Annotated in this window: 16 protein-coding genes; 9 read left to right on the forward strand and 7 right to left on the reverse strand. The window is 61.7% G+C overall.

The window, feature by feature from the left end:
- Nucleotides 1–310: 310 nt before the first annotated feature.
- The gene (locus A9K68_RS26150; protein ID WP_065010339.1) at nucleotides 311–1,333 is read right to left on the reverse strand and encodes an IS110 family transposase; all 1,023 of its coding nucleotides are present in this window, start codon (nucleotides 1,331–1,333) and stop codon (nucleotides 311–313) included.
- A gap of 207 nt (nucleotides 1,334–1,540) precedes the next feature.
- Between A9K68_RS26150 and A9K68_RS26155 the strand changes: the two genes are divergently transcribed.
- Nucleotides 1,541–2,143 (forward strand): sulfotransferase family protein, encoded by a 603-nt coding sequence (locus tag A9K68_RS26155; protein ID WP_082982469.1) that lies wholly within the window; start codon nucleotides 1,541–1,543, stop codon nucleotides 2,141–2,143.
- Between the two features lie 157 nt (nucleotides 2,144–2,300).
- Here A9K68_RS26155 and A9K68_RS26160 read toward each other — a convergent pair whose 3' ends face one another.
- Nucleotides 2,301–2,954, reverse strand: coding sequence for a gamma-glutamylcyclotransferase (locus A9K68_RS26160; RefSeq protein ID WP_244749587.1), 654 nt, complete (start codon nucleotides 2,952–2,954; stop codon nucleotides 2,301–2,303).
- Nucleotides 2,955–3,249: 295 nt separating this feature from the next.
- Between A9K68_RS26160 and A9K68_RS26165 the strand changes: the two genes are divergently transcribed.
- The gene (locus A9K68_RS26165) at nucleotides 3,250–4,275 is read left to right on the forward strand and encodes a serine hydrolase (RefSeq protein ID WP_065008323.1); all 1,026 of its coding nucleotides are present in this window, start codon (nucleotides 3,250–3,252) and stop codon (nucleotides 4,273–4,275) included.
- A gap of 305 nt (nucleotides 4,276–4,580) precedes the next feature.
- On the opposite strand, the gene A9K68_RS26170 is transcribed toward A9K68_RS26165, so the two are convergent.
- Complete coding sequence (locus A9K68_RS26170) at nucleotides 4,581–5,939, reverse strand: NAD(P)/FAD-dependent oxidoreductase (RefSeq protein ID WP_065008324.1); 1,359 nt, start codon at nucleotides 5,937–5,939, stop codon at nucleotides 4,581–4,583.
- Between the two features lie 256 nt (nucleotides 5,940–6,195).
- On the opposite strand from A9K68_RS26170, the gene A9K68_RS26175 reads away from it, so the two are divergent.
- The gene (locus A9K68_RS26175) at nucleotides 6,196–6,903 is read left to right on the forward strand and encodes an XRE family transcriptional regulator (protein ID WP_065008325.1); all 708 of its coding nucleotides are present in this window, start codon (nucleotides 6,196–6,198) and stop codon (nucleotides 6,901–6,903) included.
- Between the two features lie 212 nt (nucleotides 6,904–7,115).
- Here the strand turns inward: A9K68_RS26175 and A9K68_RS26180 are convergent, their stop codons facing one another.
- From A9K68_RS26180 to A9K68_RS26195, 4 genes are read right to left on the reverse strand one after another with little or no spacing between them, the layout of a single operon-like run.
- Nucleotides 7,116–8,156 carry a DUF3445 domain-containing protein gene (locus A9K68_RS26180; RefSeq protein WP_065008326.1) on the reverse strand — a complete coding sequence of 347 codons (1,041 nt, stop codon included), beginning with the start codon at nucleotides 8,154–8,156 and terminating at the stop codon, nucleotides 7,116–7,118.
- 9 nt (nucleotides 8,157–8,165) lie between these two features.
- Nucleotides 8,166–9,131 carry a PDR/VanB family oxidoreductase gene (locus tag A9K68_RS26185; protein WP_065008327.1) on the reverse strand — a complete coding sequence of 322 codons (966 nt, stop codon included), beginning with the start codon at nucleotides 9,129–9,131 and terminating at the stop codon, nucleotides 8,166–8,168.
- The gene (locus tag A9K68_RS26190) at nucleotides 9,128–9,724 is read right to left on the reverse strand and encodes a dimethylamine monooxygenase subunit DmmA family protein (protein ID WP_065008328.1); all 597 of its coding nucleotides are present in this window, start codon (nucleotides 9,722–9,724) and stop codon (nucleotides 9,128–9,130) included. The genes A9K68_RS26185 and A9K68_RS26190 overlap by 4 nt, the downstream gene beginning before the upstream one ends.
- Nucleotides 9,725–9,738: 14 nt before the next feature.
- Complete coding sequence (locus A9K68_RS26195; RefSeq protein WP_065008329.1) at nucleotides 9,739–10,872, reverse strand: aminomethyltransferase family protein; 1,134 nt, start codon at nucleotides 10,870–10,872, stop codon at nucleotides 9,739–9,741.
- Nucleotides 10,873–11,039: 167 nt separating this feature from the next.
- Between A9K68_RS26195 and A9K68_RS26200 the strand changes: the two genes are divergently transcribed.
- The 6 genes from A9K68_RS26200 (at nucleotide 11,040) to glnT (ending at nucleotide 17,141) form a co-directional block, all read left to right on the forward strand.
- Entirely contained in the window at nucleotides 11,040–12,437 is a 1,398-nt protein-coding gene (locus A9K68_RS26200; protein ID WP_065008330.1) for an ammonium transporter, read from the forward strand.
- 22 nt (nucleotides 12,438–12,459) lie between these two features.
- The gene (locus A9K68_RS26205) at nucleotides 12,460–12,678 is read left to right on the forward strand and encodes a hypothetical protein (protein ID WP_029355351.1); all 219 of its coding nucleotides are present in this window, start codon (nucleotides 12,460–12,462) and stop codon (nucleotides 12,676–12,678) included.
- A 131-nt stretch (nucleotides 12,679–12,809) separates the two neighbouring features.
- Nucleotides 12,810–13,706, forward strand: coding sequence for a glutamine amidotransferase family protein (locus A9K68_RS26210; RefSeq protein ID WP_029355349.1), 897 nt, complete (start codon nucleotides 12,810–12,812; stop codon nucleotides 13,704–13,706).
- 4 nt (nucleotides 13,707–13,710) lie between these two features.
- Nucleotides 13,711–14,457: a GXGXG domain-containing protein gene (locus A9K68_RS26215; RefSeq protein WP_065008331.1), complete on the forward strand. Its 747-nt coding sequence runs from the start codon at nucleotides 13,711–13,713 to the stop codon at nucleotides 14,455–14,457.
- Between the two features lie 6 nt (nucleotides 14,458–14,463).
- On the forward strand, nucleotides 14,464–15,792 hold the full coding sequence (locus A9K68_RS26220; protein WP_065008332.1) for an FMN-binding glutamate synthase family protein: 1,329 nt from the start codon (nucleotides 14,464–14,466) through the stop codon (nucleotides 15,790–15,792).
- Nucleotides 15,793–15,833: 41 nt separating this feature from the next.
- On the forward strand, nucleotides 15,834–17,141 hold the full coding sequence (gene glnT / locus A9K68_RS26225; RefSeq protein ID WP_065008333.1) for a type III glutamate--ammonia ligase: 1,308 nt from the start codon (nucleotides 15,834–15,836) through the stop codon (nucleotides 17,139–17,141).
- Nucleotides 17,142–17,193: the final 52 nt, after the last annotated feature.

Here is a 17,193-nt window from a genome sequence, read left to right on the forward strand (position 1 = left end):
CTGTCCTTGCCAAGCTGATCGCAAAAATGTCTGCATCGGGGCCGTGTATGGACGGCTCTCCGTTGGCAAGGGTTTATTTGAGCATTTTGCAGTTGCTGGTTGGTGCGGCCATGTATCCGACCTGTAAGTGCGGCTTTTCACGCGCCGCTGGCCATAATGCCATTCGCGCGGCTCAGGTCCCGATCGAAAGCTCGCACTCGAGGTGCACGGCCCCAGTGGGTTTTCCTGATCCGGCGGTTTCAACCGGCTCTGTGCATTAGCTCCTGTTCGCCCTTTCCAACTCGTCGGCGATCACTCGCCCTATCTCGATTTATGCGATGATCGGCTCCTTGTAGCGCTCGCCGTTCGTCATCAGTGCCCAGACCATCCGGGCGGTCTTGTTGGCGAGCGCGACCGCCGCCACCTTCGTCGTTCGTCGGGCCATCAGCTGCACGAGCCAGGGTCGCCTCGTCCCGTGCCGCTCGGCATAGCGGATGACCGCCATCGCTCCGACCACGAGCAGCTGGCGCAGGTATCGATTGCCGGCTTTGGAGATGCTGCCGAGCTTCTCCTTGCCCCCGCTTGAGTTCTGCTTGGGAACGAGCCCGATCCAGGCCGAGAGGCATCGCCCCGACTTGAATGCGAGCGGATCGGCGACGGTCGCGACGAACGCACTCGCCAACAGCGGGCCCACCCCTGGTATCTCCATCAACCTGCGACCCAGCTCGGTCTCTCGTGCACTCGCCCGCACCCTGCGATCGTTCTCGAGGATCTGTGCCTTCACGACTGTGAGCTGCGCCTCGAGCATCCGCAGACAGAGCCGCGCGTCAGCCGGTATCCTCGTGTCGTTATCGTCGTTAATGACGACAAGCAGTTGCTCGATCCCGATCCGCCCGATCGGCGCCACGACTCCGAACTCGGACAGATGGGCCCGCAACGCGTTCGATATCTGCGTGCGCTGGCGGTTGAGCATCAACCGAACCCGGTGCAGCATCATCACGCTCTGCTGCTCGGGTGACTTCACCGGGACGAAGCGCATGGTCGGCCTGGTCACCGCCTCGCAGATGGCCTCGGCATCGGCCGCATCGTTCTTCTGTCGCTTCAAATAGGGCTTCACATACTGTGCCGGCAGCAGTCGCACATCATGACCTCGTGCGGTCAGCTCTCTCGCCCAATAGTGCGAGGAACTGCAGGCTTCGATCCCGACCAGACATCGCGGCAGCTTCTCGAAGAACCCCAGCACTCGCCCACGGGTCAGCTTCCTTCGAATGACAACCTGGCCCACGGCATCTACGCCGTGGACTTGAAACACGGACTTCGCGATATCCAGACCAATCGTCGTACCCTTGTCCATCTCAGCTCTCCTCCAGCTCTGGCCCAGCGACTATAGCCGCAAGGCGGAGGAGAGCCGTCCACCGCATCAAAAGCGGAAGGTCAGCTTTCAGGACAGATGCAACAGAAAGAGGACGTTCCGTACCCGACCCCAGCTAACCTTCAAATATGTAGCGAAATAAAGGGAACAGCGGTATTTTGACCGATTGAAGTCGCCTTGGGGATGCTCATGGCTCTAGATGTCATTGGCGCGGGCATGGGCCGCACTGGCACATATTCGCTGAAGCTCGCGTTAGAGCATCTTGGGTTCGGGCCTTGCCACCACATGGCAGACGTGAATGCCAATCCCGAACAGAAAGTGCTGTGGCGCGCCGCTGGCCAGGGACAACTCCCGAACTGGGATGTGGCATATGCCGGCTATCGTTCCGCGGTCGATTGGCCAACGGCGCATTTCTGGCGCGAAGTGAGCGATCACTACCCTGATGCAAAGGTTGTCCTCACAGTCCGTGACCCCGAAGCCTGGTATAACAGTGTGGCGCAAACGATAGGACTCGCCATGGACGCTGGCAGCAATGACCCACAGTCCTTCGGTGTGGCGGTAGTTGGCAATGGCGTCTTTGGCGGTCGCTTCAATGACCGTGATCAAGCAATAGCCGTCTATGAAGCACATAACGCCGCGGTGAGAGCCACGCTACCTTCCGAACGTCTTCTTACCTATCAGGTCTCCGAAGGGTGGGGATCGCTGTGTGCCTTTCTCGGGGTACAATTGCCTACCGAACCGTTTCCACGCACCAATTCGACTGCCGAATTTCGTGCTCGCATAGGGCGCTGAACGGCGGCCTGGCCTCAGAGCAATCCCGCGACCGCCATCGTAGTCAGATCTCGGTTCCCCCTGCGAGGGTCAGCGCCTCCTCAACGTCCACGCGAGGGCATCAGACTATGATTTCAATCCACTAGTGGTCATGGTCTGAGGGTTGAGCCCCGTGGGCTCATTTCGCGGGAAGATCTTCGGCCGTCGACGCTTCGATGCGTTCGCCTACCAACTCCTGCAAACGCCACAATTGCCTGTCGTGAATCCCCATACCTTCAAGGTGACTTACAGTGCTGTGGAGATAGTCGGCCATGGAACCCCACGGACCGCACGCGAGCGCGAGCGCGTCGGCGATCTGTTCCAGCGACAGCCCGCGGACATAGCGTCCGCTGTTCCGGTTAATCACAAAGGTGATCGCGTGGAGCGGTCCGTTCTCGGTGCGAACATTCACCCAACGCGGCGAATGAGCGGACGGCTTGGCGCGCATCTCACGACGAAAGAGCCTGCCGAGATTTGCCTCAATAGCATCCGGCGGCAGGCGATAGACCGCGCCCTTGCACTGCCCGCCACGGTCGAGCGACAACATGAGACCGGGTTGCCTGTCTGATCCTCGAAACCACCGGTCCCAACCGAGGCAGAAGGAGCGGTGCCACCCGGGCACAAAGCCAACCCGCTGCTCCACGAAATCACAGGCCGGGTTCCACATCAGCGATCCATAGGCAAAGAGCCAGACCTCGTCAGCTGACGGTGCGGCGGCAAGTATCGCCCTGACGGTGTCATCATGGTCGGCGTCGGACGGCGCGGTGAAGGGCTGTGGCAGGGAATCGTCCACACTGAGGACTCTGGCGACCAGCTCGGGCGTTAGCCGCATTTGACTTGGTTTCGGGGCCATGGCTCGCCACACTCGCAGCAGTCGACCAAGGCATCAAGTGTCAGATTCGCACCATTAGGCTGCGGCGAGAACGACTGGAACGGGTCAGAAACTCCGGTTCGGGGAGCTGCTGATGCTCGAATAGCCGCTGCCTTGCCCCGGACGCCTGCCCTATCCGACTATCTTGTGCGAGGCAGACGTCTTTGCTAGCCCGCGTCACCTTTGTCTTGCCAGAAATGCGTCCCAGGCTGGTTTCATGCTGAAGCGCCCCACCGTGAGTTTAGTCTTTCTCCTCATCTTTTCCGTCGCTGCTCACGGTGCGGACGGCCTGGGGGAGCGGCTTGAAAAGCTCTTTGATGAGGCCGAACGCCTGACGCCGCTGCACACAATTGTCATCGCGCATGAGGGCGCGTTGGTGGCGGAGCGTGGCTATCGCGGCCACTCTCCGGCACGTGCTGCCAACATAAAATCGGCCTCCAAGTCGATCATCTCCGCGCTCGTCGGCATCGCCATCGACAAGGGCGTGCTCCAAGGCACTGACCAGAAGATCGCTCCGCTTCTTCAGGCCGACCTGCCCGCCGACGTGGATCCGCGGCTCCAGCAGGTTACGATCGGTCATCTGCTTTCCATGCAGGCAGGGCTGGGTCGGACCTCCGGCCCAAACTACGGGCGCTGGGTGGCAAGCGGCAACTGGGTGCGGGCAGCGCTCGCCATGCCCTTCGACGGCGATCCGGGCGGTACCATGCTCTATTCCACCGGCTCGACCCATCTCCTTTCGGCGATCCTGACGCGGCGGACCGGCCGCTCAACCCTGGAACTGGCACGCGAATGGCTGGGGCCGCAGGAGGGCTTTTCCATCGCCGCCTGGGACCGCGACCCACAGGGCATCTATCTCGGCGGCAACCAGATGGCCATGAGCCCGCGCTCGCTGCTCGCCTTTGGCGAGCTCTACCGCAGCGGCGGGGTGAGCCGCGGCGGACGGCAGCTCGTGCCGGCCGATTGGATCAAGCTCTCCTGGCAGCCACGCACCGCGTCCCGTTTCACCGGTGACGGTTATGGCTATGGTTGGTTCATCCGTCAGATCGCGGGCGAAGCGGTCTTCTACGGGTGGGGGTATGGCGGGCAGATGGTCTATGTTGTGCCCGGGCGCGCTTTGACCGTGGTCATGACATCAGATGAAAACGGCCCCGCCGGCCGCAGCGGCCACCGCGACGATCTGCATGCCCTGCTCGAGCGGATCATTGAGGCGACGAAAGACGTGCGCGAGGCTCGCAGCAACTAGTGCCTCTGCACAGCGGATTTGACGGGTTCGATGGGTTGCAACCTGGGCAGGCTGTCGGGTCCAATGAGCAGTTCAATGCTGCGCGCGAGGCCAAGGTTGCTACGGCGCTGCATGTCGCGTTCGGCCGGCGAGCGACCGTTAAGCATGGCGTAGGTCCAGATAAGGCGAGATACTGGCCCTGCTTTTCGGTGAACTGGGGTTGGGCTCGCAGCTGTCCGTCAAGTAACTGATTCATTTTCCGATCTTCCGGAACCTACATAACCCAAGGAGGCCATTTGATTGCAGCCGGTGCGGTGAGGAAGCTGCTACTCCGCCGCCACCCCTTTCACTTCCAGATAAGATTCCATCGAATCGTCCATCGCCTGCAGCCACGGCGTATGGTGCAGCGGCGCCATCGTGCCGGTCATCAGCGAGCGATAGGCATTGTCGCGGAAGCCCATGATGTTTTCCATCTTGTGGTGTTCCCACTCCATGAAGGTCTGATTGACAGCCTCGACGTCGAAGCCGGGATAGTCGGTCTGATCCATCAATTCCTTGGTGTAGTCGCCCTGGAACCAGATCATCTGCTCGGCGTCCTCCAGCGTTTCCTCTCGCGCCCGCCATTTCCTGCCGTGTTCCGCCATCACTTCTGCCGAAGGCAGCTTGGTGCGGCCCATGATGACGTCGCGGGCGAACCAGGCCTGCGCGTCGAACATGTTGAAGGTGTAAAACTGGTCCTGCATGCCGATATAGAACAGCCGCGGGTTCTTCTCCCAGACGACGCCCTCGTAGAGCCCGTCCGGCCACATGCGGTTGGCGGTCTTGAGCTTCAGATCCTCCGTGAGGAACGGGAAGGAGTGGAGGTAGCCGGTGCACAGGATTATGGCGTCGACATCCCTGGTGCTGCCGTCCTTGAAATGCGCGGTCTTGCCGACGACCTTCTGCAGCAGCGGCACTTCCTTCCAGTTGTCCGGCCATTTGAAGCCCATCGGCTTCGAGCGGTAGCTGGAGGTGATCGATTTGGCGCCGTATTTGTAGCATTGCGAGCCGATATCCTCCGCCGAATAGGAGCGGCCGATGATCAGGATATCCTTGTCCTTGAATTCCATGGCGTCGCGGAAATCGTGGCTGTGCAGGATGCGGCCGTTGAAGGTCGAGAAACCCTCGAAATAGGGGACGTTCGGCACGGAAAAATGCCCCGAGGCGACGACGACGTTGTCGAACTCTTCCGAATAGGTGACGTCGTTGGTGCGGTCATGCGCGGTGACGGTGAACTTTTTCGTCGTGTCGGAGAAGGTCACCATGCGCACCGGGCTGTTGAAGCGCACCCATTGGCGCACGCCGGATTTTTCGACGCGGCCCTTGATGTAGTCCCACAGCACGGCGCGCGGCGGGTAGGAGCCGATCGGACGGCCAAAGTGCTCCTCGAACGTATAGTCGGCGAATTCGAGGCATTCCTTCGGTCCGTTCGACCAGAGGTAACGGTACATCGAGCCATGCACCGGGTCGCCATGCTCGTCGAGGCCGGTGCGCCAGGTGTAATTCCACAGGCCGCCCCAGTCGGACTGCTTTTCGAAGCAGACGATTTCCGGAATATCCGCGCCCTTGTCGGCAGCCGACTTGAAGGCTCGAAGCTGGGCCATGCCGGAAGGTCCGGCTCCAATGACGGCAACACGACTTTTCATTGCAAAGCCTCCCGGTCTCATTTCCCTAACGAAACAAATTTCACTGACAGGACAGTAATTGCCCCTTCGATGCTGTCAACAGGCCTTGTGCTGAAACCACGTTTCCCCAGACCGGATTTTCTGCAAAACCGCCGACGGCCGAAATCCGGAGAGCACGCCGTTCGACATAAAGTGGGTTGCTGTCGCAGTTGCGCTCTGTATCCGCACCGAATATGTTCACCGTGAGTGAAATAAATCCGCAGAACCGGGTGGCGAGATGCCGAAGAAAGCTTCCAATTTCAGGAATGGGGCAGCCGCCAGGGCCAAGCCATCGCCGAAGGGGGTGGTAACGATCCGGACTCCACTGACCCAGGACCCGCACGCCGTTCGCGACACCCGCGAAAAGGTCCTGGAGGTCGCGATCGGTCGCGAGGTGCGGGCGTTTCGCAAAAAACTCGGCATCACCGTCGCCGATCTTGCGGCTGCCACAGACATTTCGCTTGGCATGCTGTCGAAGATCGAAAACGGCATCACTTCGCCGTCGCTGACAACTTTGCAGGCACTGTCGCGGGCGCTCGGTGTTCCGGTCACCGCTTTCTTCCGCCGTTTCGAGGAAGAGCGCAGCGCCGTCTTCGTCAAGGCCGGCGAAGGCCTCGACGTCGAGCGGCGCGGCACGCGTGCCGGCCACCAGTACAATCTGCTCGGCCATATCGGCTCCAACACCAGCGGCGTCGTCGTCGAACCCTATCTGATCACGCTGACCGAAGATTCCGATGTGTTTCCGACCTTCCAGCACGAAGGCATGGAGTTCCTCTACATGCTCGAAGGCGAGGTTGTTTACCGGCATGGCAGCAATCTCTATCCGATGAAGCCCGGCGACAGCCTGTTCTTCGATGCCGACGCGCCGCACGGCCCGGAACAGCTGACGCAACTGCCGATGCGCTATCTCTCGATCATCTGCTATCCGCAGAGTAGTGCGGGTTGAGCGGGTTCGTCTGCGAAGGACTGCGCCTCATTCCAGCGTGGGTTCCTCGCCCCCACGAAGTGGGGGAGAGGTGGCTCGGCGAAGCCGAGACGGAGAGGGGGACTGCGCCCTACGAAGCCCCCTCTCCGGGCGCTTCGCGGCCACCTCTCCCCCGCTAGCGGGGGCGAGGAACCCAGGGCTTGAGGGGCGGCACAAACATAGCAGGCAGAAACTTAGTCCGGCCCAAACCCCGGGCTCGTCGGGCTGCCGTCGTCGAGCTTCGACAGCCATTCGACCAGTGTCCGCCGATAGCGTGTCAGGCCTTTGTAATTGGCGAGCTCGTCGGGAAGGTCGCGGATGACGCGGTGCAGGCGCCGCGCCCATTTCGGCTGCGTCACCAGCTCATCCATCTTGATCAGGTAGCAGCGGATCGGGAAGACGATGCCGTTCGAGCGCGGCAGCCGCCAGAAGCTCTGCAATTCGACACGCAGATGGACCTTATCGCCAACGTTTTCGGGCGTCACCGTCGCCCGGTCCGGGCCCCATTTGTGATAATTTTCCGGACTGGTGTCGAGGCGCGGATTGATCGTCATCGTCCAGTTCAGCCGCCGCGCCGGCTTGCCTTGCTGAATGTTGGTGAGGAACTTCAGCGCCCGGGTGAATATGCCCTTCTCATGCGCCAGCGGCACCGGCGCGTGCCACTCGAAGAAGTTCATGCCAATGTCGAAATCGAGCGACCAGTCGGCCTGGGTTGTGACCATGCCGGCATCCATCCACAGGTTGCCGTCACGCTGGTCTAGGATGCAGAAATCGCCTTGTGATTGCCGCGTGATGTATTCCATCGGCCCGTAAGGCAGAGTCGACACGTCGCCGAAGGTGAAGCTGTCGTCGATGCCGAGCGGCCGGTTTATCCAGCGCCATTTGTCGCCGTCGCGCGTCAGCGTGAAATGCTCGGGATAACCGAGCGCCTGCTGTTCCATTAGAAGCTCTAGCAGGTCCCAGCCGGCCAGGGTCATGTGCGGCAGCGACTGGCAGCGCAGCGGGTCTTCCGCCAGCACCAGCGCGCGGTCCTGCATCTCGGCGACATAGTGCTCGTCGACGTCGATCAGGTTTTCGAGGACGCTGCCTTTCGGCCCCAGAACATGCGGCTCGATATTGACCGCATACATGTAGCTGTCTTCGTGGAACGGGAACGGAAACCGCCTGATGTGCTCCGGGCTGTTTTTGAACGTGAAGTCGTCGCGGAACGTTTCCTTGCGAAAGGTGATTCCCAAGCTCGCCTCCTATCTTTCCAGCACCAGCGACCTGCCCTCGAAGCGCGAGACGCAGGGCATGATCTTCTTGCCGCAACGGTGCTCTTCCTCGCTCAGCCAATGGTCGTTGTGGATGAATTTGCCGTCATGCGCGATGACGTTGGTTTCGCACTGGCCGCAGACGCCGCCGCGGCAGAGATAGGGTGGATCGACGCCGGCGGCCTCGATCGCCTCGAGCAGGCTCTGCTGCTCGCCGACGCGGATCGTCTTGCCGCTGATCGCCAGCGTCACGTCGAAGGGGGCGCCGGGCTGTGGGGCGGCAAAATGCTCGAAATGCACGGTTTCCGTGGGCCAGCCCAGCGCAGCGGCGCGGTCGCGCACCCAGCCGATCATACCGGACGGGCCGCAGACGTAGAGATGTGTGCCGAGCGGCTGTGACGACAGCAGCCGGTCGAGCTCGATGCGCTCGTCGCGGTCGTCGTGATAGAGCCTGACGCGGCGGTCATAGCGCTCTCTGAGCACATCGGCATAGGTGCCAAGCGAGGCGGTGCGGCAGGTGTAGTGCAGCTCGAAATTGCCGCCTTCCGCTGCCAGCTGCGCGGTCTGCGCCATGAACGGCGTGATGCCGATGCCTCCCGCCAGCATCAGATGCTTCCTGGCGCGCAGATCGAGCGAAAACAGATTGACCGGGAAGCTGATCACCATCTCCATGCCGGGCCTGACATGCCTGTGCATGAACAGCGAGCCGCCGCGGCCGACGTCGTCGCGGCGCACCGAGATCGTGTATTCGCGTGTGTCGAGCGGCGAGCCCATCAACGAATAGGGGTTGAGCCTCGTCCGCTCGCCGTCGCGCATCTCCACCACAACATGGGCGCCGCCGGAAAATGTCGGCAAAAGCTGCCCGTCGCGCCGGCGGAAATGGAAGCGCGTGACCAATTCGTTGACCGGAACGACATCGCTCACCACGACGTCAAGCTTGGTTGTGCCGGTGCTCATCGAAAGATCTCCTCCGTCGGAGGAATTTCGCTGCGGTCTTCCGCATTGATGCAGACGCCCTGGAATGCCGCGAGGCGCCTGGAATAGTGATCGCGTACCAGAAGAAGCAGGCCACAATGCGAACACGTTGCAGGCTGCGTCGTCACGTTTTCGGTGATGCCCTTGCAATGGACGCATTGGATGCGGCGCGCCAGCGAGCCGCGGTGCTCGGTCTGGATGGAGGTGTGGTCGATGCCAGCTTCGAGCGCCGCCTGCATGGCCTGGCCAATCAGCCCCTCGGTGCCGGCGAGATAGAGACGCAGGCCCATATGGGCGTTGGCCAGCGTCTGCTTAAGCCGCGGGAGGGCGCTGCCGAAGGAAGGCCCCTGGTAGAACTGCGCCGGCTTCAGCGCTTCGAGCGCGGCGACATGCTTGCTGTCATTGCCGGGGATGAAGATGATATGGGCATCGGCAAAGAAACCATCGGGCGCCTTGGCGGCCAGGTCTGTTATGGCCAGCGCTCCTTCTGCATCCGCCACGAAAAGATGGTGCTTGCCGGGCTGCGGGGACAGGGTTCCGTAGACCGGCCGGCTGATGATGCTTTTCGCTGCCATTCTCTCAGTATGCCTCAGCCTTTCGCCGTGCGCTTGGTCTTCTTCGGATCATCGAAGGGAAGCGGCTCGGCCGTCGCGCTGATGGCGCCGCTCTGGTTGCGGATCTCGAGCCTGGTGCCCTGGACGGCGCAGTCGACATCGAGCCGGGCAATGCCCATCGATTTCTTGACCAGCGGCGAATACATGGCGCAGGTTACCACACCGACCTTTTTGCCGTCGCGATAGACCGGCGCGCCCTCGTCGGCCGGCTCCTTGCCTTCGAGCAGCACGCCGAAGATCTTGAACCGCTCCTTGCCCTTGAGGCGGTAGTGCTCCTCGGCACCGCGAAAGCCTGTCTTGCCGGGGCTGACTGTGAAGTCGAGGCCGAGCTCCCACAGTGTGTCGCCGGGGCCTTCGTTCTCGAACGGATACTTCTGCGAATTGTCATAGGGATAGAACAAGAGATAGCTCTCGACGCGCAGCATGTCGAGCGTGGTGAACCGGCACGCGATGATGCCGGCGCTCTTGCCCTCGTCGAGGATCGTGTCCCAGATCGTGCCGGCATCCTGGCCACGGCAGAAGATCTCGTAGCCGCGTTCGCCGGTGTAGCCGGTGCGCGAGATCATCACCGGAAAACCGAACAGCCGGGTCTGCATGTGGTGGAAATAGTTGAGGTCGCGAATGCCCGGCACATGCTTTGCCAGATAATCGACGGCTATCGGCCCCTGCAGCGAAAGGTCGTGCAGATTGTCGTCGAAACGCAGCGATACATCGCGGCCCATGGCGGCGCGCTGCAACTCCTCATGGCCGGTGCCCGAACCGTGCACGACCATCCAGGCATTCGGGCCGGTGCGGTAGAGAATGCAGTCGTCGGTGAACTTGCCGGCCTCGTTCAGCATGCAGGCATAGGCCGACTTGCCGGGATAGATCTTCTCCACGTCGCGCGTCGTGGCGAGGTCGATCAGGTGCGAGGCATGCGGCCCGGTGATGTGGACCTTCTTCAGGCCCGACACGTCCATCAGCCCGGCCTTGGTGCGGATGGCGATATACTCCTCGTCGGCGTTCTTGTCGTAGGTCCAGGCGGTGCCCATCCCGCTCCAGTCTTCGAGCTTCGAACCGAGCGCACGATGGCGATCCGCCAAGGTCGAAAATCTCCAGGATGCGGTCATGGACTTGCTTCTCCTCACACGATTGCCGGTGTTTCGCCGCTCAAGGGCACTGAGGGCCCGGCGACGGTCTGCGCCATATTGACTCAAAACTCCAAAAGCGCGCAATACTAAGATGCAAAAAGTTTTACTCAGAGGCAAGGAACGCAACTGAACGGAGGGGACATGAAATGGAAGGGAATCTCAACGCTCTAACGACCATTTTCACGGAATTCTATTACTGGGTGACCATCGTCATGATGTTCCTGATCCATGTCGGGTTCTGCATGTACGAGGTCGGCGTGTCGCGCCGGCGAAATCATCTGAAAACGCTTATGAAGAACGCGATGGCGATCCCGCTCGTCACGATCACGTTCTATTTCTTCGGCTGGTGGATCTATTTCGGTTTCCCCAATGGGCCGGGCATCGCCGGCGGACTTGTCACCGCACCATTTGCCGAACCATGGAATCCGCTGATGGGCACCCACCTCTCCGGTGTCAATCCAGGCGAGACGGGGGTCACCCCTACCGATGCCGCGCTGTGGCATCGCCTCAATGGCGTGTTCTGGGGCGCCTTCCTGCTGTTCTCCATCACGACGGCGTCGATCATCTCGGGTTCGATCATAGAACGCGTGCGCTCGGGTGCGTTCTGGATCGTCGCGGTGCTGGTCGGTTCGGTCCTGTGGATCCTCGACGCGTCCTGGGGCTGGCATCCGCAAGGCTGGATGGTGAAGCTCTGGGGCTATCATGATGCCTATGCATCGGGCGTCGTGCACGCGATCGCGGGCGGAGCGGCACTCGCCTTTCTCATCGTGTTGGGTCCGCGCATCGGCAAGTTCAGGCCCGACGGCACGGCGCGCGATATCCCACCTCACAATGTGTGGCTGGTCACGATCGGCCTGTTCCTGATCTTCACCGGCTTCTGGGGCTTCTACGCCGCGTGCAACATTCCGCTGATCAGCCCGGCCACGATTGCCGGCCAGATCACCGGCGAGACCTGGACGGCGACCAACATCTATCTCGCGCCGACCACGCTCTCGGCGATCACCTTCAACTTCCTGATGTCGCTGTCGGGCGGTATGCTGGCCGGCTACATCGTCTCTAAAGGCGACCCCTTCTGGACATTCTCGATGGGGCTTTGCGGCATTATCTCGGCCTCAGCCGGCAATGACCTCTATCACCCGATCCAGGCACTGCTGATCGGCGCGATCATCCCGACCATCTGCTACAAGCTGCACTATTTCGTCGAACGCCGCTTCAAGATCGACGATGCGGTCGGCGCCGTCGCCGTGCACGGTTATGGCGGATTCCTCGGGGTCGTGGTGGCGGGCTTCATGCTGTGGGGACAGCCGTCCTCGCCCTATGAGGGCTTCGCGCACATCAACCCGCTCGGCAATTTCGCTGGTGCGGTGCTGATGTTCGTGCTCGGTTTCGTCCCCACCTTCGTGGTCTGCAAGATCCTCAACAGCATGAACCTCCTGCGCGTACCGGCGAAGGTGGAACTCGAGGGCGTCGACTTCGCCCTCAATCATGCTTTCGAGGCGTCGGTCCGCGAAGTGGGAACCGCCGAAAAAGCCATGATCAAATAGTCAACGGGCAAGGAGAACCGCAATGTCTACCAATGGAATGGAAAGCTGGGCCGTGGACCTCAAGGACGTCGGCGCGATCTACCCGTTTCAGGGTTCCGAAGTCGTGATGGTGATCATCGGCCTCGTCTTCTGGATCGGATGGCACGTCCTCCAGACGCGCCACGAGAGTGCTGAAATCGAGGCCGATATGGCTGCGGATCGCACTGGAGATGAGACGAGAAAGGCGATCGACCGCCATTAAGTCGCCGGCGGTCGTCTGGCGCGTCATTTGCGCCAGACGACTTGTCCAAGATGAAAAAAACTTTCATACGAGTTGAATTCGACTCATGAAGCTGGTAGCAGCTAAATCATACCTCATCTCGGGAGCCTGACATGTGCGGAATCGTCGGACTGTTTTTGAAGGACAAGTCGCTCGAGCCCCGGCTCGGCTCGATGCTTTCGGAGATGCTGATCTCGCTCAGCGATCGCGGTCCCGACAGCGCCGGCATCGCCATCTATGGAGCGCCATCCGGCAACGAGGCCAAGATCACCATCCAGTCGGCCAAGCCGGAGCACGATTTCCGCAACCTTGACGCCGAACTCGCCAGGGCGATCGGAACGCCGGTGAACATCGCAGTGAAATCGACGCATGCGGTCGTCAGGACCACGCCCGACAAGATCGATGAAGTGCGCGAGGCCATCCAGGCGCTGCGCCCCGATATCCGCATCATGGGCGCCGGCGATGTCGTCGAAATTTACAAGGAGGTCGGCTTGCCCGAAGCGGTCGTCGATCGCTTCGACGTGCGCAGCATGACCGGTACGCACGGCATCGGCCACACCCGTATGGCAACGGAATCGGCGGTGACGACGATGGGCGCGCATCCGTTCTCGACCGGCGCCGACCAGTGTCTGGTGCACAACGGCTCGCTGTCCAATCACAACAATGTCCGTCGCGAGCTGATCCGCGAAGGCATGAAATTCGAGACCGAGAACGACACCGAAGTCGCGGCCGCCTATCTCTCCTCGCAGATGGCGCATGGCAAGAATCTCGGCGAGGCGCTGGAAGGCACGCTGAGCGACCTCGACGGCTTCTTCACCTTTGTCGTCGGCACCAAGAACGGCTTCGGCGTGGTGCGCGATCCGATCGCCTGCAAGCCTGCCGTCATGGCCGAGACCGACCAGTATGTCGCCTTCGGCTCGGAATATCGCGCGCTCACCAAGCTGCCCGGCATCGACAATGCGAGGGTCTGGGAGCCCGAGCCCGCAACCGTCTATTTCTGGGAGCATTGAGCTCATGCCGGCAATCAACGTCTCCAAGGCGACCCGCGAGCAAGACCATGGGCAGCGTCGAGCGTCGACGGTCTTCGACCTGGCCGAAATGCCGCTGCGCGAGCTCAACCAGGCGCTACACAATCTGACCCCTGGTTCGAACCAGACCGCCTGGGAAGTGCTGAACCCGAAAGGCACCCATTCGGTCGCCGTCGGCGTCGACCAGCCGATCACGATCGAAGTCCGCGGCAGCGTCGGCTATTATTGCGGCGGCATGAACGACGGCAGCGCCATTACCGTGCATGGCTCGGCGGGACCCGGCGTCGGCGAAAACATGATGTCGGGTTCGATTACGGTCAAAGGCGATGCCAGCCAGTATGCCGGCGCCACCGGCAGGGGCGGGCTGCTGGTCATCGAAGGCAATGCGTCGTCGCGCTGCGGCATCTCGATGAAGGGCATCGACATCGTCGTCCACGGCAATATCGGCCACATGTCGGCCTTCATGGCGCAATCCGGCAATCTGGTGGTGCTGGGCGATGCCGGCGACGCGCTCGGCGATTCCATCTACGAGGCGCGGCTGTTCGTGCGCGGCAAGGTCGAAAGCCTCGGCGCCGACTGCATCGCCAAGGAGATGCGGCCAGAGCATCTGGAACTCCTGCAGGGCCTTCTCGACCGTGCCGGCGCGACCGGCGTCAAGGCGGCGGAGTTCAAGCGTTACGGCTCGGCGCGCACGCTCTACAATTTCAACATCGACAACGCCGACGCGTATTGAGGCTCAATGACCTATCGCAACCCGCCGACGACGCCGCGCAAATCCGCGACTTTCGACGACTACACGCTCTCCGAGATCCGCCGCGCGGCGGCGACCGGCATCTATGATATTCGCGGCGCCGGCGCCAAGCGCAAGCTTCCGCATTTCGACGACCTGCTGGTGCTCGGCGCCTCGATCTCGCGCTATCCGCTCGAAGGCTATCGCGAGCGCTGCGACACCAGCGTGGTGCTGGGTTCGCGCCATGCGAAAAAGCCGATCGAACTGAAAATCCCGATTACCATCGCCGGCATGAGTTTCGGGTCGCTCTCCGGCCCGGCGAAGGAAGCACTCGGCCGCGGCGCGACGCTGTCGGGCACCTCGACGACCACCGGCGACGGCGGCATGACCGAGGAAGAGCGCGGCCATTCCAAGACGCTGGTCTACCAGTATCTGCCATCGCGCTACGGCATGAACCCGCGCGATTTGCGGCGGGCGGATGCCATCGAGATCGTCGTCGGCCAGGGCGCCAAGCCCGGCGGCGGCGGCATGCTGCTTGGCCAGAAGATCTCTGACCGCGTCGCCGAAATGCGCACGCTGCCGAAGGGTATCGACCAGCGCTCGGCCTCGCGCCATCCCGACTGGACCGGGCCTGACGATCTGGAAATCAAGATCCTGGAACTGCGGGAAATCACCGACTGGGAAAAGCCGATCTACGTCAAGGTCGGCGGCGCGCGGCCCTATTACGACACAGCCCTTGCGGTTAAGTCAGGCGCCGACGTCGTCGTGATCGACGGCATGCAGGGCGGCACCGCCGCCACCCAGGAAGTGTTCATCGAGAATGTCGGCCAGCCGACGCTTGCCTGCATCAGGCCGGCGGTGCAGGCAGTGCAGGATCTCGGCATGCACCGCAAGGTGCAGCTGATCGTCTCCGGCGGCATCCGCAATGGCGCCGACGTCGCCAAGGCGCTGGCGCTCGGCGTCGACGCGGTGTCGATCGGCACGGCCGCACTTGTCGCGCTCGGCGACAACGACCCGCGCTGGGAGGCGGAGTACAACGAGCTCGGCACTGCCGCCGGCGCCTATGACGACTGGCATGAGGGGCGCGACCCGGCCGGCATCACCACGCAAGACCCCGAACTAATGAAACGGGTCGATCCGATAGCGGCCGGCCGACGGCTGGCGAATTATCTTAAGGTGATGACGCTGGAGGCGCAGACGATCGCGCGTGCCTGCGGCAAGAACAGCCTGCACAATCTCGAGCCCGAGGATCTCGTCGCGCTGACGATCGAAGCCGCCGCCATGGCCGGCGTACCGCTGGCCGGCACCAACTGGATACCGGGGAAGAACGGCTTCTAAGATATATCAACCACCAAGAATGCCATAAGCGAGGAACTACAATGGGGAACGATCTCGCCGCCTTTGCCAAAGAGAACGGCGTCAAATATTTCATGATTTCCTACACCGACCTGTTCGGTGGGCAGCGCGCCAAGCTGGTGCCGGCGCAAGCCATCACCGACATGCAGAAGGACGGCGCCGGCTTTGCCGGCTTTGCCACCTGGCTCGACCTGACGCCGGCGCATCCAGACATGCTGGCGGTGCCGGATCCGGATTCGGTCATCCAGCTCCCGTGGAAGCCGGAAGTCGCCTGGATTGCTGCCAATTGCATTATGGACGAAAAATCGGTCGAGCAAGCGCCGCGCAACACGCTGAGGCGGCTGATTGACGAGGCGGCCGGCGACGGTATGCATGTCAAGACCGGCGTCGAGGCCGAGTTCTTCCTGATCTCGCCGGACGGCAAGACGATTTCCGACGAATACGACACGGCGTCAAAGCCCTGCTACGACCAGCAGGCGGTGATGCGCCGCTACGATGTCATCGCCGAGATCTGCGACCACATGGTGGCACTCGACTGGGGCCCCTACCAGAACGACCATGAGGACGCCAACGGCCAATTCGAGATGAACTGGGCCTTCGACGACGCGCTGGCGACCGCCGACAAGCATTCCTTCTTCAAGTTCATGGTCAAATCAGTGGCCGAAAAGCACGGCCTGCGCGCCACCTTCATGCCAAAACCATTCCCCGGCCTGACCGGCAATGGCTGCCATGCCCATATCTCGATGTGGGACAAGGACGGCAAGACCAATGTCTTTGCCGACAACGCCATGGAGCTCGGCCTGTCGGCGAAGGGCAAGAATTTTCTCGGCGGCATCATGAAACATGCCTCCGCACTTGCTGCGATCACCAATCCGACGGTCAATTCCTACAAGCGCATCAATGCGCCGCGCACCATTTCGGGCGCCACCTGGGCGCCAAACTCGGTGACCTGGACCGGCAACAACCGCACCCATATGGTGCGCGTGCCCGGCCCCGGCCGTTTCGAGCTGCGCCTGCCCGACGGCGCGGCAAACCCTTATCTGCTGCAGGCCGTCATCATCGCCGCCGGCCTGGACGGCATCCGCTCGAAGGCCGATCCGGGCAAGCGCTACGACATCGACATGTACCAGTTCGGCCATACGGTGGAGGGTGCGCCGAAGCTGCCGCTCAACCTGCTCGATGCTTTGCGCGAGTTCGACAATGACAAATCGCTCAAGGCGGCGCTGGGTGAGGAATTCTCGTCGGCTTATCTAAAGCTCAAGCACCAGGAATGGAATTCCTATGCTTCCCACTTCACCCAGTGGGAGCGTGACCACACGCTGGATATCTAGAGCATCCGACCGAAAAGTGTGAAGCGGTTTTCGGATGATTCCGATGCGCCAA

This window comes from Mesorhizobium sp. AA22 (genome assembly GCF_001672375.2).
Taxonomy (GTDB): Bacteria; Pseudomonadota; Alphaproteobacteria; order Rhizobiales; family Rhizobiaceae; genus Mesorhizobium; species Mesorhizobium wenxiniae.